General features: G+C 42.0%; 22 protein-coding genes and 2 riboswitches. Of the genes, 16 read left to right on the plus strand and 6 right to left on the minus strand.

The window, feature by feature from the left end; genetic code table 11:
• Positions 1 to 95 precede the first annotated feature (95 nt).
• Positions 96 to 287: a YqzH family protein gene (locus H538_RS0106205; RefSeq protein WP_026676860.1), complete on the minus strand. Its 192-nt coding sequence runs from the start codon at positions 285 to 287 to the stop codon at positions 96 to 98.
• A gap of 116 nt (positions 288 to 403) precedes the next feature.
• Between H538_RS0106205 and H538_RS0106210 the strand changes: the two genes are divergently transcribed.
• Positions 404 to 874, plus strand: coding sequence for a GNAT family N-acetyltransferase (locus H538_RS0106210; protein WP_026676861.1), 471 nt, complete (start codon positions 404 to 406; stop codon positions 872 to 874).
• A gap of 62 nt (positions 875 to 936) precedes the next feature.
• Here H538_RS0106210 and H538_RS0106215 read toward each other — a convergent pair whose 3' ends face one another.
• Positions 937 to 1926: a ketoacyl-ACP synthase III gene (locus tag H538_RS0106215; protein WP_026676862.1), complete on the minus strand. Its 990-nt coding sequence runs from the start codon at positions 1924 to 1926 to the stop codon at positions 937 to 939.
• A 254-nt stretch (positions 1927 to 2180) separates the two neighbouring features.
• On the opposite strand from H538_RS0106215, the gene H538_RS0106220 reads away from it, so the two are divergent.
• Positions 2181 to 3245 (plus strand): DmpA family aminopeptidase, encoded by a 1065-nt coding sequence (locus H538_RS0106220; RefSeq protein WP_026676863.1) that lies wholly within the window; start codon positions 2181 to 2183, stop codon positions 3243 to 3245.
• Between the two features lie 91 nt (positions 3246 to 3336).
• Here the strand turns inward: H538_RS0106220 and H538_RS0106225 are convergent, their stop codons facing one another.
• A complete protein-coding gene (locus H538_RS0106225; protein ID WP_026676864.1) occupies positions 3337 to 3681 on the minus strand; it encodes a YolD-like family protein in 345 nt (114 codons plus the stop codon).
• Between the two features lie 428 nt (positions 3682 to 4109).
• On the opposite strand from H538_RS0106225, the gene H538_RS0106230 reads away from it, so the two are divergent.
• The 4 genes from H538_RS0106230 to H538_RS23250 are packed head-to-tail and all read left to right on the plus strand — an operon-like array spanning position 4110 to position 10676.
• A complete protein-coding gene (locus H538_RS0106230) occupies positions 4110 to 6095 on the plus strand; it encodes an IucA/IucC family protein (protein WP_026676865.1) in 1986 nt (661 codons plus the stop codon).
• Entirely contained in the window at positions 6095 to 8203 is a 2109-nt protein-coding gene (locus H538_RS0106235) for an IucA/IucC family protein (protein ID WP_026676866.1), read from the plus strand. The genes H538_RS0106230 and H538_RS0106235 overlap by 1 nt, the downstream gene beginning before the upstream one ends.
• A gap of 5 nt (positions 8204 to 8208) precedes the next feature.
• Positions 8209 to 9429 carry an MFS transporter gene (locus tag H538_RS0106240; protein WP_026676867.1) on the plus strand — a complete coding sequence of 407 codons (1221 nt, stop codon included), beginning with the start codon at positions 8209 to 8211 and terminating at the stop codon, positions 9427 to 9429.
• A 20-nt stretch (positions 9430 to 9449) separates the two neighbouring features.
• Entirely contained in the window at positions 9450 to 10676 is a 1227-nt protein-coding gene (locus H538_RS23250; protein ID WP_035350216.1) for a type III PLP-dependent enzyme, read from the plus strand.
• 115 nt (positions 10677 to 10791) lie between these two features.
• Here H538_RS23250 and H538_RS0106255 read toward each other — a convergent pair whose 3' ends face one another.
• Positions 10792 to 11199 carry a DUF1259 domain-containing protein gene (locus tag H538_RS0106255; RefSeq protein WP_026676868.1) on the minus strand — a complete coding sequence of 136 codons (408 nt, stop codon included), beginning with the start codon at positions 11197 to 11199 and terminating at the stop codon, positions 10792 to 10794.
• Positions 11200 to 11376: 177 nt separating this feature from the next.
• Positions 11377 to 11566, plus strand: a riboswitch (cobalamin riboswitch).
• A gap of 140 nt (positions 11567 to 11706) precedes the next feature.
• Here H538_RS0106255 and H538_RS0106260 point away from each other — a divergent pair.
• Positions 11707 to 12507 carry a HoxN/HupN/NixA family nickel/cobalt transporter gene (locus H538_RS0106260; protein WP_026676869.1) on the plus strand — a complete coding sequence of 267 codons (801 nt, stop codon included), beginning with the start codon at positions 11707 to 11709 and terminating at the stop codon, positions 12505 to 12507.
• Between the two features lie 184 nt (positions 12508 to 12691).
• The gene (locus H538_RS0106270; protein ID WP_026676870.1) at positions 12692 to 13078 is read left to right on the plus strand and encodes a YkvA family protein; all 387 of its coding nucleotides are present in this window, start codon (positions 12692 to 12694) and stop codon (positions 13076 to 13078) included.
• A gap of 99 nt (positions 13079 to 13177) precedes the next feature.
• Here the strand turns inward: H538_RS0106270 and corA are convergent, their stop codons facing one another.
• Positions 13178 to 14149 (minus strand): magnesium/cobalt transporter CorA, encoded by a 972-nt coding sequence (gene corA / locus H538_RS0106275; protein ID WP_026676871.1) that lies wholly within the window; start codon positions 14147 to 14149, stop codon positions 13178 to 13180.
• 224 nt (positions 14150 to 14373) lie between these two features.
• Positions 14374 to 14537, minus strand: a riboswitch (M-box (ykoK) riboswitch).
• 534 nt (positions 14538 to 15071) lie between these two features.
• On the opposite strand from corA, the gene H538_RS0106285 reads away from it, so the two are divergent.
• From H538_RS0106285 to H538_RS25435, 4 genes are all read left to right on the plus strand, one after another.
• Entirely contained in the window at positions 15072 to 17009 is a 1938-nt protein-coding gene (locus H538_RS0106285; RefSeq protein WP_051291338.1) for a heavy metal translocating P-type ATPase, read from the plus strand.
• A 119-nt stretch (positions 17010 to 17128) separates the two neighbouring features.
• A complete protein-coding gene (locus tag H538_RS0106290) occupies positions 17129 to 18325 on the plus strand; it encodes a multidrug efflux MFS transporter (RefSeq protein WP_026676874.1) in 1197 nt (398 codons plus the stop codon).
• Between the two features lie 21 nt (positions 18326 to 18346).
• Positions 18347 to 18922 carry a hydrolase gene (locus tag H538_RS0106295; RefSeq protein ID WP_407636376.1) on the plus strand — a complete coding sequence of 192 codons (576 nt, stop codon included), beginning with the start codon at positions 18347 to 18349 and terminating at the stop codon, positions 18920 to 18922.
• A 123-nt stretch (positions 18923 to 19045) separates the two neighbouring features.
• Positions 19046 to 20155, plus strand: coding sequence for an N-acetylmuramoyl-L-alanine amidase (locus H538_RS25435; protein WP_035350218.1), 1110 nt, complete (start codon positions 19046 to 19048; stop codon positions 20153 to 20155).
• Between the two features lie 187 nt (positions 20156 to 20342).
• On the opposite strand, the gene H538_RS0106305 is transcribed toward H538_RS25435, so the two are convergent.
• Positions 20343 to 21254: a hydroxymethylglutaryl-CoA lyase gene (locus tag H538_RS0106305; protein WP_026676876.1), complete on the minus strand. Its 912-nt coding sequence runs from the start codon at positions 21252 to 21254 to the stop codon at positions 20343 to 20345.
• Positions 21255 to 21418: 164 nt separating this feature from the next.
• On the opposite strand from H538_RS0106305, the gene H538_RS0106310 reads away from it, so the two are divergent.
• The 4 genes from H538_RS0106310 to H538_RS0106325 are packed head-to-tail and all read left to right on the plus strand — an operon-like array spanning position 21419 to position 25202.
• Positions 21419 to 22606: an acetyl-CoA C-acetyltransferase gene (locus H538_RS0106310; protein WP_026676877.1), complete on the plus strand. Its 1188-nt coding sequence runs from the start codon at positions 21419 to 21421 to the stop codon at positions 22604 to 22606.
• A gap of 10 nt (positions 22607 to 22616) precedes the next feature.
• Positions 22617 to 23306 (plus strand): CoA transferase subunit A, encoded by a 690-nt coding sequence (locus tag H538_RS0106315; protein WP_026676878.1) that lies wholly within the window; start codon positions 22617 to 22619, stop codon positions 23304 to 23306.
• Positions 23307 to 23334: 28 nt separating this feature from the next.
• A complete protein-coding gene (locus H538_RS0106320) occupies positions 23335 to 23988 on the plus strand; it encodes a CoA transferase subunit B (RefSeq protein WP_035350220.1) in 654 nt (217 codons plus the stop codon).
• A 32-nt stretch (positions 23989 to 24020) separates the two neighbouring features.
• Entirely contained in the window at positions 24021 to 25202 is a 1182-nt protein-coding gene (locus tag H538_RS0106325; protein WP_026676880.1) for a thiolase family protein, read from the plus strand.

Genomic DNA, 25202 nt, shown 5'->3' on the forward strand with positions numbered 1-25202 from the left:
AGATTCGCCAAAATGGCCCGGACTTTTCTTCCGGACCATTTAAAAAATTGCTTTTAATATTACTAGATACATAGAAGAGCTATGTTAATATGGGGCTAGTTTGTCAAAAATTCATAGACGATGTCTTCTATGATCATATGAATTTCTTCCTCTTTTCTCGGTAATTCATCCTGAATTTTCTCCACAAGATTGCGATAATCTTTGTCGCTTAAAGGAATTTCCTCAAATTCGCCGAAATATTGAAGTAACGATTTTTTGATCATTTTTTCCAATAGTTTATCGTCCATCGGGCACATCCTTTCTACTTTGACTGTAGTGGATCACGATAAGGGGCGTCAATGTTTTTTTGTTTTTAGTTTCTATAAAAATATTATGGTTAACTGATTGGTTAAGGAGGGTTTTTATGGTTGTACTTCGGAAAATGAATGATGAAGAGTTTTCGGTTTATTTATCCTACTCGGTTAAGAATTATGGGGAAGAAAAAGCAAAGGCGGGAAATTGGCCAAAAGAGAAGGCGCTCGAATTGGCGCAGCAGGAATTTGATCAGCTTTTGCCGGATGGATTACATACGAAAAATCATTTTCTTTATCAAATTGTGGACGAAACTAGTAATGAAAAGGTCGGCTATCTCTGGTTTCATGAAAGAGGAGAGGACCAGAAAACAGCGTTTATTTACGACTTTTTAATCTATGAAAAACACCGCGGGAGGGGATACGCCAAACAGGTCTTGGCAGCTCTGGAAGAAGTAGCAAAGGACCGGGGGATTAAAACAATTAGGCTGCATGTCTTTGGCCACAATCAAACGGCCATTAAATTGTACGAAAAATGCGGGTTTGAGGCTACGAATATTCAAATGGCTAAGATGATTTTTTAAAAAAGGATAGCGGAGTGTTGGGATGAGTTCCCAACACTCTCATTCATTACTTAGTGTATCTCTTAATCCTTTCCTAAGTCCCACTTAACGACATGTCCCGCATGTGTGAGGCCACCGCCAAACCCGTAGAGGATGAGGGTGTCCCCGTTTGTTAACTTTCCTTCGTTTATGCCGAGCTGCAAGGCTAAAGGAATCGAAACTGAAGAGGTATTACCCATGAATTCCGCACTGGTCAGCGTTTTATCCATCGGGAAGCCTGATCTTTCACAGATGGACTCTATCATGCGCAGATTTGCGCTATGTGGAACAAACCAGTCTATTTCATCCATTTGCAAACGAGCCTTTCGTAAAAGCTCTTCCATGCCTACTGGAAGCGTACGGGCCGCCCACTTATAAACCTCTCTTCCGTTTTGGACGATCTTTCCATGCTCCTTTAAAGGTTCCCCAAACATCTCACCAGCTAAATTTGTACGATAGACATGCATGCCCCCTTCGCCGTTTGTTCCTGTATGTGTAGCAATAAAGCTTGGGTTTTCTTCATCTTTTTCTACTAAAACCGCAGCTGCCCCATCGCCAAATAAAATGCAAGTTGTTCGATCCGTATAATCCGTTACCTTTGATAATGTTTCTGTTGCTATAACTAATATTTTCCGATGGAGTCCGGATGTTATAAAACCGTTTGCCATGTGCAGGCCATAAGTAAAGCCGGCACAAGTTGCATTGAAATCCAGTGCGCTGGTTTGCGGAATGTTAAAGTGCTCCTGTATCTGGCAGGCGACACTTGGAAATGCATAGTCGGGCGTCGTCGTTGACACAAGGATACAATCGACATCATCAAGTTCCTTGTCATATTGTTCCGTTAAGTTTTCAATGGCTTTAAAAGCCATCGTAGAGGCATATTCGCTGTCCCCGGCAATTCTTCTTTCTTTCATGCCCGTTCTTTGCATGATCCATGCATCATTTGTATCCACTATTTTTTCTAAATCGCTATTGGTAAGCTTCTTCTCCGGTACATAGGTCCCGATCGCTGTAATTCTTGCTTTTGACTGCATTTCTTCATCCCCTTTACAAATTTAACACCTGCATTTATAGTCTAATATTAGTACCAGGTACTAATTTGTGTCAATCTTTAAATAACGGATTTAAAAATTATGCCCAAAGGATATTTCCGGTATTAATAGAATCTTTTTATCTGAGGAAGTATGCTAACGATGCTAAACTTTATAGTCAAAGTAGGACACTTAAACAATAGGCACGGATTTTAAGCTTTATGATAACTAATTTTTATTTTAAGGAAGTGGCTACTATGCTAGGTCAAAAAAGAATAAGAGATTTCGGAGTTGAAATTGGGAATTTAGAGACAGGGCACTACAATTCTATTACTGATATAAAAGGAGTGACTGTCGGCCATGTAACACTTAGCGGCCAAAACAGGCAAACAGGTGTTACGGCCATTATCCCTCATCAGGGGAATCTTTTTAAAGAAAAACTGATAGCCGCAAGCCATGTCATTAATGGCTTCGGAAAAACGATAGGCACGATTCAAATCAATGAATTAGGAACATTGGAAACCCCAATCATTTTGACCAATACGTTAAGCGTCGGAACTGCTGCAGACGCATTGATCGAATATATGTTAGAAACTAACCCCGAGATCGGGCGGACGACAGGTACCGTAAATCCGGTCATCGCTGAATGTAACGACATGTTTCTTAATGACATTCGCGCCAGATGTATTACGAAAGAACATGTTTTCCAGGCGATAAAGAATGCGTCAAACGAATTTAAAGAGGGGACAGCCGGTGCGGGATGCGGGATGCTTTGTTACTCATTAAAAGGCGGCATCGGCACTTCCTCCAGGCTGATGAAGCTAGAGCATGGCTCGTATACAATGGGTGTTTTAGTACTGACCAACTTTGGTAGTTTAGATGACCTAAAGATAAACGGGAAGGCTGTTGGCAAAGAATTAAAAGAAGTCATTCGAGGATCTTATGAGGAAAAAGATAAAGGGTCGGTCATCATCATCGTAGGAACGGATCTTCCTGTTTCAACAAGACAGCTCAACCGGATCATAAAACGGGCAGTTACAGGGTTAGCGCGTACAGGTTCTATTATTACAACCGGGAGCGGCGAGGTGGCCATTGGCTTTTCGACAGCTACAAAAATACCTCATGAGAATCCTTCCCATTTACTTTCCATTCCTATGATTCATGAAGAAGAGATCGACATCGCCTTCAGGGCGGTTGGTGAGGCGACCGAGGAAGCCGTATTAAATTCATTGGTAACAGCCACTCATGTCGTTGGACGCGATGGAAATGAAAGGCCTGCTTTAAGCGATTTACTAAGTAAGTACAATATACGATTCGAATAAAGGATTGGCCATGCTGTTTCTAATACAATCAATTCTGTGTCTCTTTAATACAAAAATGTGCATAATTTCTGGATTATGCACATTTTTGCCCCTAACTCATTTCAACATCGAGGATTCGGTCAAAGGAGATGGTTAGCGTATCTTCATCATTGATGAGCTTAAGCCATTTTTCGTGCGGTTTCACATGTTTCACCCATCCCCAAAACTGGACGGGTCCATACTTTTCGGCATACGTGACGGTAACCGCCCGTTCTTGTTCAATAGATTCTGCAATGACCCGGTTGATCTTTTGAAGTTGATCCTCATCAAGCAAAGGAGAGCGGAATTCCTTTTGCCTTCGCCGCTCTTCCAATAACTGCTCCCGATGTTCAGGCAGCATCATTCGGCTCGATTCCCACATTAAATTATATCCTGGGGTTAGTTTGTTCGGTGTCATTAAATCCTCACCTTCATTTATTCATTGATTTACAACTTTTAAAAAAAACGAACATATTTTCGCTTATAGTATATACGAAAATATGTTCGTTTAGTACTGGAAAATAGTTCATGTTTTGTATTTTTTGAAAAGATGAGTTGCTTTTCCGGATGTATATCTAAGGATCATTGGCAGATTGAAAAAAAGGAAATTGGACAAGTAATTCCATTCAAAGACTATAAAAACCGCAATTATTGAAAAAAGGCGATTACCGTTTCGGCAATCGCCTTTTTTACATGATGAGATTATTTTATAACAATTGAAATATTTTTGTAATATTATTTTTAATTGACGATGAGAATCATTATCATTTATTATAGTATTCGAATCGTGCTATGAGAATGGTTATCATTCTCATAGCATGCAAGGAGAAAGGGGAGAAAATAAGCGTGATCTATACCGAAAACAATATAAGCCCGGTACGAGAAGAGGATTTATATGAAGAAGAATGGAAAACTCTCGAATACATTCGGAACCACAAGCCTGAATTGGAACAAGAGTACATAATGAATATCCATAAAGGGAGACAGGGCATCCTTCAACGTCTGTTTCAGGCAATGATACGGGAAAGAGTAATCGAAGACGAAAGGGTTATTTGGCAAAAAGGAAAAATCTCTATCCAGCTGTCCGGTCGAAAAACATTGGAGATATCTGTGAAGCGCCTTCATTCACTCGGCAGGTTTGATATCACAGGCGATGCCATCGTTTATGGGTATGAGTCTCCAATCCTACTGGCACATCCCGCCCAGCTTCTGGAATTGTTTAGACAAGAAGGGTTGTTAGAAGGGGTAATGGAAAAACAATACCAACGGTTTAAGCTGGAAATTCAAAACGGAGTGGCGAATTTAACGCTTGCACTGGCAGGGGCTTCTCATAGAAAACGGGAGTTAGCCGCATTAGCGGAGTACAAACAGATACATACGTCCTTAGACTGGGTATTCCAACAAGCCAAGACTAAAAAAGACTTTAGCCCGCTCGCATTTTATGAACAGTGGGTCGTTGAAGGGCATCCCCTTCATCCCGGGGCGAAGACAAAATTCGGTCTTGACCCTGCAGACGTCATCCGTTATTCACCGGAATGGGGAGCTCTGCCTGAGGTCGCTTTAATAGCAGTTGCTAAAGGCTTCTGCCAGACAACATCTATCGATGAACAGAATGTGACTACCCGTTTATATGAAGAGTATGAAGGCTTGCAACCCGTTGTTGAAAAAACATTGCGGGCACAAGGGCTGGATGATGCTCAATTTGAATTGGTCCCAGTTCATCCATGGCAATTTGACCATACGTTATTCAATTTTTATAAAGAAGAAATTGAAAAGAAGCAAATCGTTCCCATACCGGATTTTCGGATTCCGGCACAAGCACTCGTCTCTTTCCGCTCATTAGCTCCCCTCCAAGATCGCGGGGAGAAGAAGCATCATATTAAAACAGCGGTCAATGTGCAAACAACGAGTGCGGTGCGTACGGTTTCGCCTCAATCGGTAGAAAACGGGCCGATTCTTTCGAAAATCCTGGCCAGCATTCAAGAAAGGGAGAATCAATTTTCGGGAACCCTTGTTGTACTTCAAGAGCGAGCAGGCATTTATTTTCAACCCACAAATCTGGAACTGTCTGAAGAGAACCGCTGGATATTACAAGCCAATTTGGCATCCATTTTAAGAGAGAACCCGGAGAATTATGTGAAAAACGAAGATGAGATTCCAATGCCGGCAGCGGCCCTTCTTGCAGAATCACCGATTAGCGGTAAACCAATTGCGGTTGAATTAATCGATAAACTGGCCGACCATTATCAATTGGTTGACGTAGAAGATGCGGCGGTCTTCTTTATCGAAAGGTATGCTAACATCTCGCTGCCAGGCTTAATCATACTGATGGTACGGTATGGAATTAGTTTAGAAGCACATATGCAAAATAGCGTATCTGTCTTTCGTAATGGAGAGCCCGTACGTATTCTTATAAGAGACTTTGGCGGTGTGCGAATTTTACCGGAAAGATTGAAAAAAAATGGATTTCAAGCAGAGTTTCATCCCGGTTCATCAACGGTTACGCATAACGTCGATGAGCTGAGAAAGATTATCACGTATTCTGTTATGCAAAACCATTTCGCTGAATTGATCACCTGTCTTGTCCGCGCTTTAGATGTAAATGAAGAGAAGCTATGGCGGCCCATTGTTAGTGTGTGTAAAGACGTTTTTGAAACGTTGAAAAAAGATCCCGAAATTAAAGAACAGGCTGCAGCGGATGAGCAAGCTCTTTTTGAACCAATGATTGACTTAAAAGCACTGGCGACGATGCGCCTCTGTGGGGATGTGACAGCGTACTCGTACATGAAAGTTCCAAATCCAATGATCAACCGGGAAGGAGAGACGATGTGATGGGTGTAAGTCCGAACCAACTTTTACAGATGGATTCACTAGATAAAGCAGCCAGAGATAGTAAGGAAGGAAAGATGATGGAGGATGAATTGAACGTTCTTACTTTTTTAAAAGAAAATGAGCCAACTATGGTTCCGGCTTATCAATTATCGCTTGCAAGAGGCCGCAGGGGAATTTTGAATCGGCTTGTAAGTGCGATGTTGCGTGAGGATATTATGGGACTTGTTTCATATTCGTATGATCTCTACGTCATTGGCGCCATTCATACATTAAATGTTCCATCCATTGATGAACACTGGCAGAAGATCATTCAGACACTCCATACATATGGCTTAGACAGCGGCAGAAGTTACAAAATATATTCTCTATCTGAAAGTTCGTGCATTGTGATCCCGGTAAGCCGAACATATGCGTTTAACCGTTTAGAAGTGGCAGGGAAGATATTGCATGTTTCAGAAAAGGGAGCCCGGAGATTGGAACATGCCGTTGAGTTTTTACAATTAATAAGGTCCAAAGAAAATACGAATGGGGGAAATGGATATGATTGGACGCGGCTAGCGCTCGAATTGATGAACGGAAGCGCCAATCTTGCATTAGCATATGCGTTTTGGTTAGAAAAGAAGAAAAAGCTGCGAGAAATCGCCAGAAAACAAGACATCGCAACGACTTTTGATTGGGTATTGCTGCAAAAGAAACTAGATCCTGATTTTGATGCGAGCCTGTTTTTTGAGCAATTATCGGTTGAGGGACATAATCTTCATCCAGGTGCAAAAACGAAACTCGGCATGGAACCGAAAGATGTGTTGCGCTATGCACCGGAATTTAATGGAGAAGCTGCAATTCAGTTTGCAGGTATTCGAAAAGATTATGCAGAGTTCGCTTTTATTGAGGAAAATACAAAGGATGTAAATGAATTTCTATTTACCGAGTATCCGACGTTACGAAAGGCGGTAGAGCAAGAATTTACAGCTCGAGGGCTTCGTGTGAACGATTTTATATTCGTTCCCGTGCATCCGTGGCAGTTGAAAAACGCGATCCCCGTTATTTACAAACAAGAAATAGAAGAGGAGATTGTCGTTCCAATAGACGGATTTCAAGTTCCGGGCGGTGCAACCTCATCATTTCGAACGGTCGTCCCTTTTAAAAATGGCGGTGTACCTAAACACGCCATAAAAGTGGCGGTCAATAGCCAGATGACGTCTACAGTTCGTTCCATATCTGCCAATACGACAAATAACGGGCCTGTCTTTACCCGAATCATTCGTTCCATTATGCAGCAAGAATCGGAGTTGGCCGAGAAGTTTGTGCCAATTTGTGAATGTGCGGGCTTCAATTTCAAGCTAAAAAAAACAGATATGAATCATCTAAAAAGTAGAAATCTGTCAGCGTTATTGCGTGAAAATGTAGAATCATTTACGGCTAAGGACGAGCTGGCCATCGTCGGTAGCTCGCTTTTTTCTGAATCGCCGATTACGGAAAAAATCATTTTCGCAGAACTCATTGAAACGTATGCGAAAGTAATAGACGAAACCTCCCTGCGTAGGGCTGCTTTTCGGTTCATCAGTGAATATGTTTCGATCGCGTTGCCGGGCTTTCTCACCCTTATGGTCAAGTATGGAATCGGTTTAGAAGGACATTTGCAAAATAGTATCATCATATTTAAAGACAGCCGCCCCGTTCGGATGCTTTTCCGTGATTGGGGAGGGGCAAGAATTTTTACAGACAGACTCCCAGTTGCTAATGTTAAAAAGGAATTTTATCCCGGTTCCGTAACGGTGACAAACATTCTAAACGAAATGCACAATAAAGTGTTTTATACGGTGTTTCAAAATCATTTCGGCGAACTGGTCATGCAGGCTTGCAAATATTTTGGGCTATCAGAAAGAGATTTATGGCAAGAGATTTATCGAATTTGCGAGCGCGTGTTTGCTGATTTAGAGTCCTTGCCAGAATATAAAGAAAACGTCCGTGTTGACAGAAAAGCATTGTACCGGCCGGAAGTCGATCATAAAGCATTGGTAAAAATGAGGTTAGCCCCCGCTGGAAAAGATTATTCTTACGCCACTGTTCCGAATCCGCTTCACGAATTCTGGAAAACGGAAAAATGAGGCCAATGGAACGGATCGAAGTTCAGCATAAATCATCACGACTTGCGCTTCACTCAAAGTCGTTCACCATTTTTATGGCCGGAAGTTTCGTTACACGGATAGGAGATTGGCTGGATTTAGTTGTGTTAAATTGGGCAGTATTGCAATTTACGAATTCGCCGCTCCATTTAGGGCTGATGAACGCATGCCGATTAGCCCCTACTTTTTTCTTTAGTGTCCCGGCAGGCATATTGGCAGATCGATATGATAGAAGAAAACTATTAATATCGATTCAAATAGGGACAATACTATTGACGTTTTGCCTTGGTTATCTTGCCGGGGCAAAGCCGCCTTTTTGGCTTTTTGCCATGGTTGTAGCAGTAAGATCCAGTCTGGCGGCAATGGACACGCCGATCCGAAATGCACTCTTGCCGAGTCTTGTCTCGGAGCGCTCGATAGCGAGTGCAATCGCGATTAATACTTCGGTCATTAATCTTTCCCGCATGATTGGACCGGCGATTGCCGGAGCCTTGCTTCCGGTTATCGGCATTGCCCATTTATTTTATATGAATGCGGTCGCCACTTTTGGCGTACTGTTTTCTTTATGTGCCATACGTTATTCTCCAATCCCGAATCGGAATCAAAAGAAAGGAGAGAAAGCGACGCTCCGGGAAGCTGCAGGCTTTATCAAATCCCACCCGGTGGTCCAATCTTTGCTTTTATTGGCGATTGTACCAATGGTATTCGGATTTCCTTACACTACGTTGATGCCGTTATTTTCAAGGGATCTTTTACAGCTAGGGCCAGAGGGATTTGGAATGCTTTTAACGATTTCATCCATTGGGGCAATAGTTGGAACGACCTGGCTTTCTTTTGGGAAAGAAGTGAAACGGCCGGGAAAGTGGCTGATTGGTTCCATAATGGCCTTTGGGCTTTCTTTACTTTTGTTTATAGGGATTCAAAATGTTCCAATCGCGGGAGTAGCGATGTTCTTTGTTGGATTATCAAGCCAAATTTATCGGACGATGAGCCGGATTACGTTGCAGTTGCAAGTTCCGGACGGGATGAGGGGACGAATATTGAGCATCGCCTTAATGGATAGAGGGTTTATTCCGTTAGGAGCGATCATGATAGGCGCTATTGCTGCACAGGCCGGAGCGTTGCTGGCAGGTATCGTAATGGGATTAGGATGTATTGTAACAACTTTCTTGATTGCAGTAAGCAGACGGCAAATTTGGAAAATGTAATAGAGGAAAGAGGTAATAAAATGATAGAAAATATAGTGAAATCTTTGAAGCAAGAGCGGGAGCAGCCTTTTTGCGCCTATATCTATGACATGCCAAAATTGCGTCGGCATGTGAACAAGTTAATTGAAAGCCTCCCCTCAGCATGCCGATTATTTTATGCAATAAAAGCCAACTCAGATGAGACTCTATTAAAAGCGCTGGCACCAATTGTTCACGGGTTTGAAGTAGCATCGCTAGGGGAGATCGAGAAAGTGCGGGCCGTCGATGAGAGCATTCCGATTTTGTTTGGAGGGCCAGGAAAAACGAAAGAAGAGATTGAAGGAGCAATTGATCACGGGGTCACTTTCCTTCATGTCGAGAGCCTGCACGAATTACAGTTGGTTAACTATATAGCAGCTCAAAAAAGGACATCCATATCCATTTTACTGCGGGTCAACCTGCGCAACTCCGTTCCAAACGCTCAGTTAAAAATGTCAGGAGTTCCGAGCCAATTTGGAGTGGATGAAGAAGAAGTGTCTGGAGCAATCGACTTAGTGCGCTGCTTGCCGAATGTCAGGCTTTTCGGCTTTCATTTTCACGCAATGTCAAATAACTTGGATCCAGCCGCCCACGTGCACTTCATCGATCATTGTTTTGAAAAGGCAAAAATATGGGGAAAAGAATGGGATTTAGACCTTTCTTATATCAATGTAGGCGGAGGAATCGGAATCAACTATCAAATGGTAGAAGAGCAATTTAATTGGGATAATTTTATTTTGCGGCTGGAAAAAATACTGGAGAAGCATAGCGATGCCAACTGGCAAACGATTTTTGAATGTGGCCGCTATATTGCGTCTTCGTGCGGTTACTATGCAGCAGAAGTATTGGATATTAAACAAAATCATGGCCGCTATTTTTGTATCGTCCGCGGAGGGAGCCATCATCTTAGACTTCCAGCTGCCTGGAAACAGAGTCATCCGTTTACGATCGTACCGATAGAGGAGTGGCCATACCCTTTTAAGCGTCCTGAAGTAAATGAATCAACGATTACGGTTGCGGGGGAACTGTGTACACCGAATGATGTACTGGCAAGAAATGTCCCCATTTCACGATTGCGCGTTGGAGATATTCTTTTATTCAGCTACGCGGGAGCATACGGCTGGTCGATTTCGCATCATGATTTTCTTACGCATCCGCACCCAGAGCATATTTATTTAGATTCCGAACCTATAAATGAAGCGGATGAGAAATTGGTTGAGTCACGTTAATCTTTAATGGCATACATTATTGGCAAAACGAAAACGAATTTAAAAAGCTCACCCTGCTTTGGTGAGCTTATTTTATTAAAAATTTTTTGCATGGTTCTTTTCAATTTATATAAATTTAGCCTCTTAAGACTCTAAATGCGTCCCTGACTTTTCTAGCAAATTCTAATGGCGGTTCAACCGATTCGAAATGCATGTACATCGCCCGAGGTTCTTCAAATAACCAGTGGTTATGCAATGCAGTAACAATAATATTTCGTTTGCGAAGTTCGGTCATTAATGGATTTGCTTCCGCTTGCAAAAGCACAGTTTCCCCTAAATTTAACGCTCTGCCATTTCGGTCAACGTCTTCGAAAGAAAAAAATTGAGGAATCACTAACGGAGATTTAGCACGGCGTCCAAGAATGGTGAAATTTAACGTGCGGAATTTTTGTACAAGGCATACTCCATTTTCATCTAAACTGCCCATTCCACCTAGAATTCTAGCAAATTCCTGGCAAAGGCTTTTACGACTTTCCCAATTCATAAAAAGCCCTCCTTACAACTTTATTTTAAAAAGATAGATTTTATCTTTTGTTACTACATATATGCATGACTCTCTTACGATGAGAGGGCAAAAGGTAAGTGAAACAGTGGAATTATAAACTTGTGATAGAAAAAAGAATTGGGTTATTGAAGAATTTTTGGTACTATAAAAATAGAAAATTATATAAGACAACCAGGTGCCCTTGTAAGACAAGGGGTAACAGGGAATCGGGTGGAAATCCCGAGCGGTCCCGCCACTGTAATTGAGGAGTGCTCTATCATTCATGTCACTTAACTTCAACGTTAGGGAAGACGGTAGAGCGCCATGATTCAAAAGCCAGGAGACCTACCTGTGTTGTAGCACCAATACGGCCTTCGCGGAAAGGAGAGGTGTACTCGATGTAAGCGACAATCATATTCTGCCCTTTTGTCGTTTTAACTTAAGTACTCATCCTCAATCTGTCTCAGGTTGAGGATTTTTACGTTTTTATAAGAGGAGGGATTTTTAATGGAAACGCTATCACTTTTTTTGCTAGTTTTTACGTTAGGTCTCAGGCATGGATTAGATGCGGATCATCTTGCGTTTATTGATGGACAAACCCGATACAATTGGCGAATGGGCAGCCCATTTGCGCGCTGGGTCGGAACATTATTTTCGCTCGGACATGGGGGAATGGTAGCTGTTACAGCCGGCATTTTAGGAATTGTGATGAAGAACTTTTCGTTCCCGTCGTATTTTGATCATTTTGCATCGTGGGTATCGATTATTTCTTTATTTCTCATTGGTACGCTAAATACGTATAATCTATTGCGAACCCGAAAGAGTAACGAAGAATTTCATCTAAGTGGATTAAAGGGAAAATTTATTCCGAAAGTCGCACGGGGAACTACGAACCCCCTTCTTATTGTTTTAGTCGGGGCGTTATTTGCTTTAGCGGCTGAAACCGTGAGTCAAACGGCTGTCTGGTCTTTGGCGGCAGGCAACAGGGGAGAATATACCCCTTTAATGCTAGGGATCGTTTTTATGTTCGGCATGATGATTACCGATACCATTGATTCGCTTATCGTTTATAAAATGGTCAATCAGTCAAGCCAACTTGGAAAATCTGCATCAAGACTAATGGGCTGGGTAATTGTCATCCTCGCATACGGGGTTTCCTTCTATCTGGCATTTACCTACTTTAACCCATGGGCTGAACTCGATTTCGAAATCGTCGGAGTCATTCTATTTATCTTCTTAGTTGCTACTTTCATTTTTGTAAGTGTTCGATCTAAAAGACAAAACGTAGAAATGAATACTTCGAATTAAGTGAAGAAGCTCTGACAACTTTTTTGGTCAGAGCTTTTTATATTGAAAAATCTATCTTTAAATGAAGAGAGGAATAGAAATGAGAAAACAACAAGGTTATGATTACATTGAACGATGGAAAAAATTAATGGTAGAGCATGTTGTGCAGCATACGGTAAACATTATATTACAAAGGTGAGGAAAAGTGGGCAATATAAATTTACGAAAGTGGAAGGTATATGCAAAAAAGCTAAAAGGCGAACTATATACGCTATATTTAGCCAATAAACATCCGAAAGTACCCTGGTATACGAAAATTTTTTCGATATGCGTCGTTGCGTATGCCTTCAGTCCGGTCGATCTCGTACCCGATTTCATACCTATTTTAGGCTACCTCGATGATTTAATTCTCGTACCGTTGGGGATTTATTTTGCCTTTAAGATGATGCCAGGTGATGTTGTGAAAGAATGCAGAAAAGAAGCGGAACGCCTGATGAATCAAGCGAAACCGAGGAACTGGATTACCGGAGGGCTGATTATCATCTTATGGATGCTTATTGCACTATGGATCATGGAAAGGCTATTCTTCTAAGTAAGAGGATTGAGGGAAGCGCCTACTTGATAAAAAGAGATGTATTGACTCAGCAAAAATGATACAAAGAAAAACGAAGCGGATTGCCCGCTTCGTTTTTTATAACAACTTATTTTTCTTAAAGTATTTCCACATAATCCAGACTAATACGACCATTAATGCCAAAATGAAGATCGTTGAATAATGGGAACTTTGGAAAGGCAAAGGAACATTCATTCCGAAAAAGCCGGTTATAAAGGTTAACGGCAGCATAATCGTCGAAATGATCGTCAAAACATTCAACTTTTCAGATGATTTCGCGCTAATGATGGAATAATACGTATCGAGCGCACTGTTGACAAGGTCCCTGTATGTTTCTGTAGCATCAGCGATCCGTTCCAAATGGTCAATCAAATCGGTGTAAAAGGGGACGTTCTCTTCACGAATATTAAATTTCCATCTTCCGTTGATCGTTAAAAATACTCTCCGCTGTGGAATAATGACGCGGCGAATTAAAATAATTGTCCGTTTTAACGCAAGAAATTCTTCCGTCACTTCTTTTACTTCTTCGTCATACATTTCATCTTCTAATTCATCAATACGGGCGCTGATCCGGTCGAGAATCGGAAAGTATTCGTCTGTAATTCCGTCGATTAATGTATATAAAAGGAAATCAGCGCCTTTATCCATATATTTCGTATGCTTATGACAAATTGCATCCATTTGGCCAAGCCATTTTAATTTATGTTTGTGAAGAGTAACAACATAATTCGGGCCAACAAACACATTTAATTCCAATGTCGTAATTTCATTGTCGCTTTCTTCATTGTACCTGAGGGCATGGAGAACGAAAAACTTGTAGTCTTCGTAATCGTCCATTTTCGCCCGCGGGCTGTCATGAAGGCAATCTTCAATGGCCAATGGGTGAAAGCCAAATATATCAGCGATTTTATACAATTCGTTGCTTTTCACATCATATAAGTCAATCCACAACAAATTTTCTGGATTAGCTAAGTACGCATAAACTTGTGAAAGGTCAATATTACTTTGCATGCTCTTGTCATTATGGTTGTAAAGATATGTTTTGATCAATCCATTCACCTCGCTGTTTTCGAGGCTTAGATGTCACACCTACTTAAGGGAGAGAAAAAGACACCCGTTGCCTCTTTAGTATTTAACAGAAAACGATTCCTTATCCGATTGGGCCCATCAGCGTCCATTTCCTCACCTCCAACGAAAAAACCCCTCTTTTTTGTAAAAAAGAAGGGCACTAACATACACATCAAAATAAAACCTATAATCAGGTTTATTTCGTCTCGATCTCCCCTCGCCCGAGCTTTAGCACTGTACAGCATAGGTTTACACCAGCTGCGTTAAGAAAAACCTTATTCCGATTTTTCCTGTTGACCCATTGGCGTCTCTCGACATTTTTGGGCAGCAGCGTATCTCTATACAGGAGCCTCACCTAACAGAAGATATATTCAACTATTCACACTATATAAAACAGTTGGCGCGATGTCAATGAGATTAAAATAAAAAAACTTAAAAATAAAGAATAGACACTAAATAGAAAAAGAAGCTCCAATTTCACAGGAGCTTCATTATTTATTCTGACCCGATATAGTTTCGTTGAAAGAAAAAAGCAATAATGGTGAGGACAGAAGCAATACGATAAACAAAATCACTTCAACACTATGTATGTCCATTTAGGAACACATCCTTCTAATTGAGAATAATTATTATAATCAATTATAAATATTGTAACGAATAACGTCAATAAAAATAAGCCCTTTTTTTATTTTACTACTTCCCAAATAACAAGTATTAGATTATAATAATTATAAAGTATTTGCGTTTAAGCAAAAAAATAAGATCTATACAAAAAATGATAATCATTCTTAATTATGGTGAGGTGTGCTGCTATCATTCGTGATAGCAGCCATCTTGCTATCTATAGCGCAATTGAAAGTGATTATCATCAAAAAAATAATAAACATATTGAGAGGTGAAGACAATGAATAGTGAGAGAAGTACATGTGCACCAGTGATAACTACAAAAAGAGAAACACAACCGTTACAATGGACAGAGCTATTAAAGCGCCATGGTGAAGGAATGGCCGCTATTTTCTGTGGCGTGTTGACATTTACAGCGTGGATATTAAATCATCATTACGGAACATGGTCTATCTTTCTTTATATTTTGGCGTATATCATCGGGGGATTTGTTAAAACAAAAGAAGGATTGATTACGTTAATCAAAGAACATGAGCTAGATGTCAATTTATTAATGTTTTTAGCGGCAATAGGGGCAGGAAGCATTGGATACTGGTTTGAAGGCGCCGTTTTAATTTTTATTTTTGCCTTAAGCGGGGCATTGGAAAGCTATACAATGGCCCGAAGTTATAAAGATATCAAATCATTAATGGATTTAAAGCCGGAAACAGCGAGGCTTTATAAGAGCGGAATTGAAACAGAAGTACCGATTGAAGAATTAAAGGTAAATGATTTCGTCATCGTTAAGCCGGGTGAGCGAATTCCCGCTGATGGTCTCATCCGTGAAGGAGTTTCTGCCATTAATGAAGCAGCAATCACCGGTGAATCGATTCCTGAAGAAAAGAGTATCGGGGACACGGTATTTGCAGGAACGCTGAATGGCCAGGGGTCACTTTTGATCGAGGTAAAGAGTGAAAGTGAGTCGAGCATGTTTTCAAAAATTATCCGTCTTGTACAAGAGGCTCAAAGTGAAATGCCTCCTTCTCAACAATTTATTGAACGGTTTGAAGGAACGTACGCAAAGCTAGTTGTCGGAATAACGCTCTTGTTAATGATCGTGCCCCACTATGCTTTCGGATGGGGCTGGTCAGAAACGCTTTATCGTGCAATGGTGTTTTTAGTTGTCGCTTCTCCATGTGCGCTCGTTGCATCCATCATGCCGGCGATGCTGTCAGCGATTTCTAACAGTGCAAGAAAAGGAGTGCTATTTAAAGGCGGTGCCCATCTCGAGAATCTGGCAAACGTGAAAGCCATTGCTTTTGATAAAACAGGGACATTGACAAAAGGGCATCCTCAAGTAACAGATATTGTTCCACTACAATCGCATACCGAAGAAGAAATGCTTCGAATTGCCGGCTCAATAGAAAGCTTATCCGAGCATCCGATTGCAAAAGCGGTTGTCGAAAAAGCGAAACAAATGAACTGTTATTTATCAAGGCCGGATCAGCTTCAAGCGGTAACAGGTTTTGGGGTAGTCGCTCAATTTGAAGGTGAAACATGGAAAATCGGGAAGGAAGCATTTCTTGATTCAGCTTATGATGATCAAGAGATCGGGGCGATTGTTACCCGATTAGAAAGTGAAGGAAAAACGGTTATCTTTATCGAAAATAATGAAGGAGTAGCAGGTCTTCTCGCTGTTCAAGATACATTACGGCCGGAAGTTCAAAAAACGATCAAGCGATTAAAGCAACTTGGAATTACAATTGTGATGTTAACAGGAGATAAAAAGACAACCGCAGAGGCTATAGCAGCACAAGCGGGAGTTGATGAAGTTTATGCTGAGCTGCTTCCCGAAGAGAAAGTGGAATGTGTGAAAAAGCTGCGAACAATTTATGGGAATGTTGCCATGATTGGTGATGGCGTCAATGATGCCCCTGCACTCGCAACAGCTGCTGTCGGAATTGCGATGGGAACAGCTGGAAGCGATGTAGCATTAGAAACGGCTGATCTCGTTTTAATGAACGATGATCTTGAAAAAATCCCTTCAGCCATTCGACTTGGTCATAAGGCAGCCCGGATCATTAAACAAAATATCGTGTTTTCCCTCTCTGTCATCATTTTGCTCATTGCTTCCAATTTTGCTGAATTTTTAACGCTTCCGCTAGGCGTTATCGGACATGAAGGCAGTACGATTCTAGTTATTTTGAATGGATTACGGTTATTAAAATCAAATTCTTAAGAAGGCGCCAAAAGCGTCTTTTTTTATGTAAGCAAAATAGTTAACAAAGTGAATTATTTGTGTTATAACTTATAATGCGAAAAAGCGATATGTCTAAAATGATATATGAAGGTGTTGCTATGGAACTATGGAAACGAAATTTGTATATATGTTGGTTCGGCGCTTTTTGTACAACGGCCGGGATGAGTCTTGTCATTCCTTTTTTGCCGTTATATATTGAAAAGCTTGGTGTTCACAATGAGGCGACCATCGAGCGCTGGGCGGGGATTGCTTTCGGGGCAACCTTTTTAATGGCAGCGATCGTTTCGCCGATATGGGGAAAACTCGCTGATAAATATGGGCGAAAGCCGATGCTTCTTCGTGCAAGTCTTGGAATGGCTATCGTTATGACGTTAATGGGATTTGTTCAAAATGTTTACGAGTTGGCCGGGCTTCGCTTTATTATGGGAGCTGTTTCCGGATTTATAGCTGCCGCGATTACATTAGTAGCGACGCAAACACCGAAAGAATTTAGCGGCAGGGCGCTTGGAATCCTATCGACAGGAACCGTTGGAGGCACATTGTTAGGACCGCTTTTAGGCGGGTATCTGGCGGATATAATAGGGCTGCGTCATGTGTTTTTCGTCACAGGCGCATTTATGTTTATTTCTTTCCTTAGCGCCAATTTTATAAAAGAAGATAAACAGCGATTTAAAGCGAAAAAGAATGAAACGAAGAAAGTCGATTGGAAATCCATTGAAAACCCGCGTTCCGTTATTGCCGTCTTTTTTACTACGTTTATTTTGCAGCTGGCCGTTATGTCGATTCAACCAGTCGTTACCGTATATGTCAAACAACTTTCGAATCATTCAGAACATATCGCGCTCGTTTCGGGATTTGTTGTTGCAGCTACCGGAATATCCAATGTTTTAACTGCTTCAAGACTAGGAAAAATAAGCGATAAAGTGGGTCCGCAAAATGTGTTGCAAGTCTGCTTAATTGTTGCTGCGATCTTATTTATTTTGCAGGCGTTCGTTACACGGACATGGCAACTGTTTGCGCTCCGGTTTTTACTCGGGTTTGCAATGGCTGGCCTACTTCCATCGATTAATTCATATTTGAAAAAAATGATACCGGATCATTTAGCAGGAAGAATTTTTGGCTATAACCAATCCGCGCAATACTTCGGGAATTTAGCCGGTCCGGTTCTTGGCGGTCAAATTGCCGCCGTTAAAGGAATTCCATATGTGTTTTTAACGACAAGTATACTGATCCTATTAAACGCATGCTGGGTCTACTATCAACGGCACCATCATATGACGAAAAAAGCAGCATAATGAAATAAGGCGGGAGAGAATTTGATGAATCCAATTCATTTTAATCCAGAAACAACAGCAGTTATCGCGATTGATCTTCAAAAAGGAATCGTCAACTTGAAAGGAAGACCGTACACAGGCAATTCCGTCATCCTGCAATCAACAAAATTGATTGAAGGATTTCGAAAAAAAGGGGCGTTAATTGTCTATGTCCGGGTTGATTTCATTGACGGTAAGGATGCGTTAAAGCCTCTTACAGATCAAAACATGGCACAGGCGAACCGCCCAAAAGATTGGGCGGAGCTTGTACCGGAACTCGACGTTCAACCCGGTGACCTTATCATTACGAAAAGGCAATGGGGAGCTTTCTTTGGAACGGAGCTTGACCTGCAGCTGAGAAGAAGGGGAATAGATACAATTGTTCTTTGCGGGATTGCAACGAATATCGGTGTGGAAACAACGGCAAGGGAAGCATTTCAGCACGGCTACCAGCAAGTATTTGCGACTGATGCAATGACTGCTTTTAGCGAAGAGGAACACAACCATTCGATCCAATATATTTTTTCGCGGATCGGACGAAACCGGACGACAAAAGAAATACTTGATGATTTAAAGTAAACAAAAAGAGCGTGCCTCTTTTGTTTACTTTTTTTGCGTCCATTTTTTTGAAAATGGTCGCATGCCTCTTTTTCTTTCTTTTGATCTATTTTTTAATAAAAGAAAGGGAGATGGTATCTGAAAATGAAGAAACTTGTAATTGATCCTGGACATGGAGGAAAGGACCCGGGCTCCGGTTATAAGGAAATACAGGAACAAGATATTAACCTCGCTATTAGCCTAAAAGTAAAAAAAGAGCTAGAAACAAATTATAATGTTGAAATTTATATGACAAGAAAAGATGAAAAAACGGTTTCATTAGATGAACGAACAAATATGGCCAACAAAATAAAGGCGGATTATTATTGTTCCATCCATCAAAATGCAGGCGGTGGAGAAGGTTTTGAAAGCTACATTTTTGATGGAAACGTATCCAGCCAAACGGTAAAAATGAGGGATGTCCTTCATGCATCGATTAAAAAAGTAATGGACAAATATGGAGTAATGAATCGCGGAAAAAAACGGGCTAATTTTCATGTCCTAAGAGAGACGGAAATGCCGGCAGTATTACTTGAAGTTTTATTTATTGATAGTGAAAAAGATGTAAAGCTTCTAAAGAATCCAACCTTTCTAAACGAGGTTTCCGCTGCTATTGCAGATGGTATTGCGGACGCTATGGATCTTCCGCGTAAACCGAAAGATCATCCGTCAAAAAAATTTACAATATTAGGTGATTCAGTATTAACTGCAGCAGAAATGGATCGTTTTATAAAGAAAATCAATCCGGAAGCACCGTCTATAGCGGGTGATTACATTAACTTCGGGAAAGACTATGGAGTTAGAGGAGATGTAGCCTTCGCTCAGGCGATCCACGAGACAAACTATTTCCGTTTTACAGGAGCTATTAAACCGGAACAAAACAATTTTGCCGGTTTAGGAGCAACCGGTAAAAACCGCGCCGCAAGCTTTAAAAATCCCCGGGATGGGGTTCTGGCTCATATCCAGCATTTATATGCCTATGCCTCAACGAGAGAACTTCCAAAAAGCCATCCATTAATAGATCCCCGATTCCAATATGTGAAACGCGGAGAAGCACCGACATGGATTGATCTAAATGGGAAGTGGGCAATACCCGGAGAACATTACGGACAGCTCGTTCTTGCACTGTACAAAAATATGATCGAAAGTGTGCTCAACCCACTTGAGGCAAAGGTGAAAATATTGCAGTCGCAGCTAAAGGAGCTTGATATATAAGGAATACAAAAGAAAATGCTCTTCTTTTTATACATGTGATGCCATTTTTTTGGTGGATGGGTTGATAAATTATGGAAAGTAGCTGATAAGTAATTAAAAGTGGCCGTTATTCGATAAAAAGTGGCTGATATATTTCGGAATTTTTTCGTGAAGACACATTCGTCTATATCAATAAAAAACACGGACGCTATGAGTTTAGCGTCTGTGTTTTTTTAGCCAGTCGATACTGCTTGCTTTCAATCGGTCTTGAAACGTGCGGGGCAATCACATCAACCGCTTCGATCAATTGATCAAGCTGAATGCCAGTTTGAATGCCCATTTGGTGTAGCATATAAACAACATCCTCAGTAGCGACATTGCCTGTTGCTCCAGGGGCAAACGGGCAACCGCCGAGTCCGCCCGCCGATGAGTCAAAGCGGTCAACACCCGCCTCAAGGCATGCAAAAACATTTGCAAGTGCCATTCCCCGCGTATCATGAAAATGTGCTGCGAGAAGAGTTGTTGAACGTAAATGATGTTTTAATAAAGAAAATAATTCATATGCCTCATGCGGGTTCGCCATTCCAATCGTATCGGCAACGCTTAGTTCATCGACGCCAAAATCTTCAAATGTCCGGCATAGCGACAGAACCTTGTTTTCATCCATTTTGCCTTCATATGGGCAATAAAACGCGGTAGAAATGCAAGCTCTGACAAAATATCCTTTCCGCTTTAAATCAGCAATTAACGGTTCTAGTTCCGATAAACTTTCCGAGGTTGTTTTATTAATGTTTTTTTTGTTAAAAGAATCGCTTACTGCAACAAAGACAGCAGCATTTTTGCAAGCGGATTCATAAAGCCGCTCAACACCCTTTCTATTGGGAGTAAGGACAAAATTTCTCCTTTCGTCAAGACAATGGGAAATGACTTCTTTTGCATCGCTCATTTGCGGCACCCATTTTGGCGAAACAAAGGAGGTAAGCTCCATTTCCTGGATTCCCGCTGCTTTTAACTTTTGAATAAATTGAATTTTATTACTCGTTTCAACCAGCAGCCTTTCATTTTGAAGTCCATCACGAGGGCCGACTTCAATAATGGTGACTCTGTTCGGCAATTCCATTTTGACACCCCTCTTAAGAGATTTATTGCCAGCATTAAATGAAAGAATTATTTAAAAATATTTTACAATTAACGGGCCATCTAATGCAAATTTCTGTATAGAGTATGATATGATAAAAATGAATATTCGAAATATATACATAGTCGCACAAGGAGGAGAAACAAATGAAAGAAGCTGTCATTGTAAGCGCTGTCAGAACGCCGATTGGTAGTTTTCTTGGAAGTTTAAAAAATGTGTCAGCTCCTGAGTTAGGCGCGATCGTCATAAAAGAAGCAGTAGAAAGGGCAGGAATTAAACCAGAGGAAGTTGATGAAGTTATTATGGGCAACGTCCTACAAGCAGGATTAGGGCAAAATCCGGCAAGGCAAGCCAGTATCAATGCCGGCCTCCCAATTGAGGTCCCAAGCATGACGATCAACAAAGTATGCGGTTCTGGTTTAAAAGCGTTGCACCTTGCCTGCCAGTCGATTTTTACCGGCGATAGCAGTGTCGTTGTTTGTGGAGGAATGGAGAACATGAGCCAGGCGCCTTTCCTTCTGCAACATGCACGGGAAGGACTTCGTATGGGCGATCAAAAAATCGTCGATTCAATGGTTCATGATGGCCTCTGGTGTGCATTTAACGATTATCATATGGGAATTACCGCGGAAAACCTTTGTGAAACATACGGATTGAACCGTCAGGAGCTCGATGAATTTGCTGCCCTCAGTCAGCAAAAATGCGGGCAAGCAATAAGGGAAGGGAAATTTAAAGACGAAATTGTTCCTGTTCCGATCCCGCAAAGAAAGGGCGACCCGGTTCTTTTTTTAGAAGATGAATATCCGAAAGCCGGAACGTCGATTGAAAAATTAAGCAAGCTGAAAGCCGCGTTTAAGAAGGATGGAATGGTAACAGCGGGTAATGCTTCTGGAATAAACGACGGTGCAGCGGCATTAGTTGTAATGGAGAAAGAGAAGGCAAAAGAGCTTGGGCTAAAAGCTTTGGCGGTTGTCAAAGCGAATGCAGCCGCGGGAGTCGACCCGAGTATCATGGGCATTGGCCCGGTCCAGGCAACCAAAAAGGTGCTTGAAAAAGCGGGGCTTTCCCTCGAAGACATTGGCTTGATCGAAGCAAATGAAGCGTTTGCCGCTCAATCCCTGGCTGTTGCAAAAGAACTTCAATTTAATAAGGAGATTGTCAATGTTAATGGCGGCGCGATCGCGCTAGGCCACCCGATCGGCGCGAGCGGTGCGCGAATTTTAGTGACGCTTCTTTATGAAATGAGGCGAAGGGACGTCCGCTTTGGGCTTGCTACGTTATGCATTGGCGGCGGGCAAGGTGTTGCAACAATTGTTGAAAAAGTGAACGAATAGGGGGATATTCATGAAACAAATATTATCGAGCGCAATTGAAGCAGTGAAGGACATAAAAGACGGTTCAACGTTAATGGTCGGAGGATTCGGTCTGGTCGGCATCCCTGAAAATTTAATAGTAGCGCTTGTTGAAACCGGAGTAAAAGACTTAACCGTCATTTCTAACAATTGTGGAGTTGATAATTGGGGTCTTGGTTTGCTCCTCAAAAATAAACAAATCAAAAAAATGGTCGGTTCGTATGTCGGTGAAAACAAAGAATTTGAAAGACAGGTGCTTTCCGGTGAACTTGAGGTTGAACTCAATCCTCAAGGAACGCTTGCTGAACGAATTCGGGCAGGAGGTGCGGGCATTCCCGCATTTTACACTCCGGCAGGCGTTGGCACGCCGATTGCTGAAGGGAAAGAAGTCCGTTCGTTTAACGGGAAAGAATATTTGCTGGAGGAGGCGCTCATCGCCGATTTCAGCCTCGTTAGGGCTCTGAAAGGGGATAAGGCTGGAAACTTGATTTATAACAAAACGGCCCGCAATTTTAACCCGATGATTGCTGCTGCCGGAAAAGTGACCATTGCGGAAGTGGAGGAACTCGTTGAGATTGGCGAGCTAAACCCTGATCATATTCATACGCCAGGGATCTATGTGCAAAAACTGATCATAGGCCGACAGGAGAAACGAATTGAACGATTAACCGTTCAACAATAGACCGATAGAAAGAGAGGGGAACAATCCGATGAACAATCGTGAAAAAATCGCAAGAAGAGCTGAAAAAGAAATCAAAAACGGAAATTACGTGAATCTTGGAATCGGAATGCCTACGCTAGTGGCGAATTATATTAGTGATGATAAGGCTGTTGTTCTTCAATCCGAAAACGGGCTTCTTGGCATTGGACCTTACCCGAAGGAGGATGAAGTAGATCCGGATTTGATTAATGCCGGCAAAGAAACGGTAACGGCGATCAAAGGGGCTTCGTACTTTGACAGTTCTGAGTCGTTTGCAATGATCCGTGGCGGGCATATTGATGTGGCGATATTAGGAGGGATGGAAGTCTCAGAAACAGGTGACCTGGCCAACTGGATGATCCCTGGAAAAATGATTAAGGGGATGGGGGGGGCTATGGATTTAGTGCATGGTGCCAAAAAAATTATCGTCATCATGGAACATGTGAATAAAAAAGGCGAGAGTAAAATCCTCCATTCTTGCAAGCTTCCATTAACGGGCAAAGGGGTTGTTGACCGGATCATTACCGATCGTGCGGTCATGGATGTAACAGACGCCGGGCTAAAACTTGTAGAAGTCGCTTGCGGATATACGGTGGAAGACATTCAAAGATGTACCGAGCCAAAATTGCTCGTCGGTGAAGGTGTGAAACTGGATGCTTATTAACTTTTCAGAGCAAAAGGAAGGAGGAAAGAACGGTGAGCGCAGTTTATATGATTGACGGGGCACGGACGGCTTTCGGCAGTTTCGGAAAGTCGTTAAAAGATGTAGCCACTGCTGAACTCGGGGTAATAACGGCAAAGGAAGCGATGAAACGTTCAGGAGTGGATCCTCAAGAAATCGGTGAGGTCGTCTACGGAAATGTGATTCATTCAAGTCGAAACGCCCCTTATGTAGCCAGGCATATTGCACTCAAATCCGGCGTTCCGATCCAAACCCCTGCACTTCTCGTGAACCGGCTGTGTGGCTCGGGACTTCAAGCGGTTATATCTGCTGCGATCACGCTGCAGCATGAAGATGCACAGGTTGCCCTTTGCGGCGGGGTGGAAAATATGTCGATGAGTCCACATGTTACGTTTAACAGTCGTTTTCATACGCAAAAGTTTGGAAGTCTTCAACTTGAAGACATGTTGTTAAATACGCTTACGGACGAATACCTTGGATCCGGAATGGGAATTACGGCGGAGAACCTGGCAAGAAAATATGAAATTACGAGAGAAGAACAAGATGAATACGCCTTATTAAGCCACAAACGGGCGGCAGCTGCCATCAAAAGCGGAAGGTTAAGTGAAGAAATCATTCCAGTTGTCATCGGGAAAGAAGGGCAGGAATTTAGCCGGGATGAACTTGTGAAAGAAGATACGACATTAGAAAAATTGGCCGCGTTAAAACCATCGTTTGAAAAGGGCGGAACGGTAACAGCCGGAAACTCAAGCGGCATTAATGATGGCGCGGTATCGATCATTCTCGCAGAGGAAAGAAAAATGAAAGAAAAAAAGATAAAGCCTCTTGCCAAAATCGTTTCATGGGCGGTAAGCGGAGTCGAACCTTCGATTATGGGGATCGGGCCTGTACCGGCTGCTACGCGGGCACTTGAAAAAGCAGGGCTTTCGATAAACGATATTGATTACGTGGAGGTGAACGAAGCTTTTGCCTCACAGTATTTGGCCGTTGAAAAAGAATTAAAGCTCAATCGTGAAAAAACGAATGTAAACGGCGGGGCGATTAGCCTCGGACACCCGGTTGGAGCAAGCGGCGCGCGAATCCTCCTTTCCCTTGCGTACGAATTGCGCCATAAAGGAGCGCGATACGGATTGGCAAGCCTTTGTATCGGAGGCGGCCAGGGGATCGCAATGATAATTGAAAACGTGGGAGACTAA

The organism is Fictibacillus gelatini DSM 15865 (assembly GCF_000430745.1).
Taxonomy (GTDB): domain Bacteria; phylum Bacillota; class Bacilli; order Bacillales; family Fictibacillaceae; genus Fictibacillus_A; species Fictibacillus_A gelatini.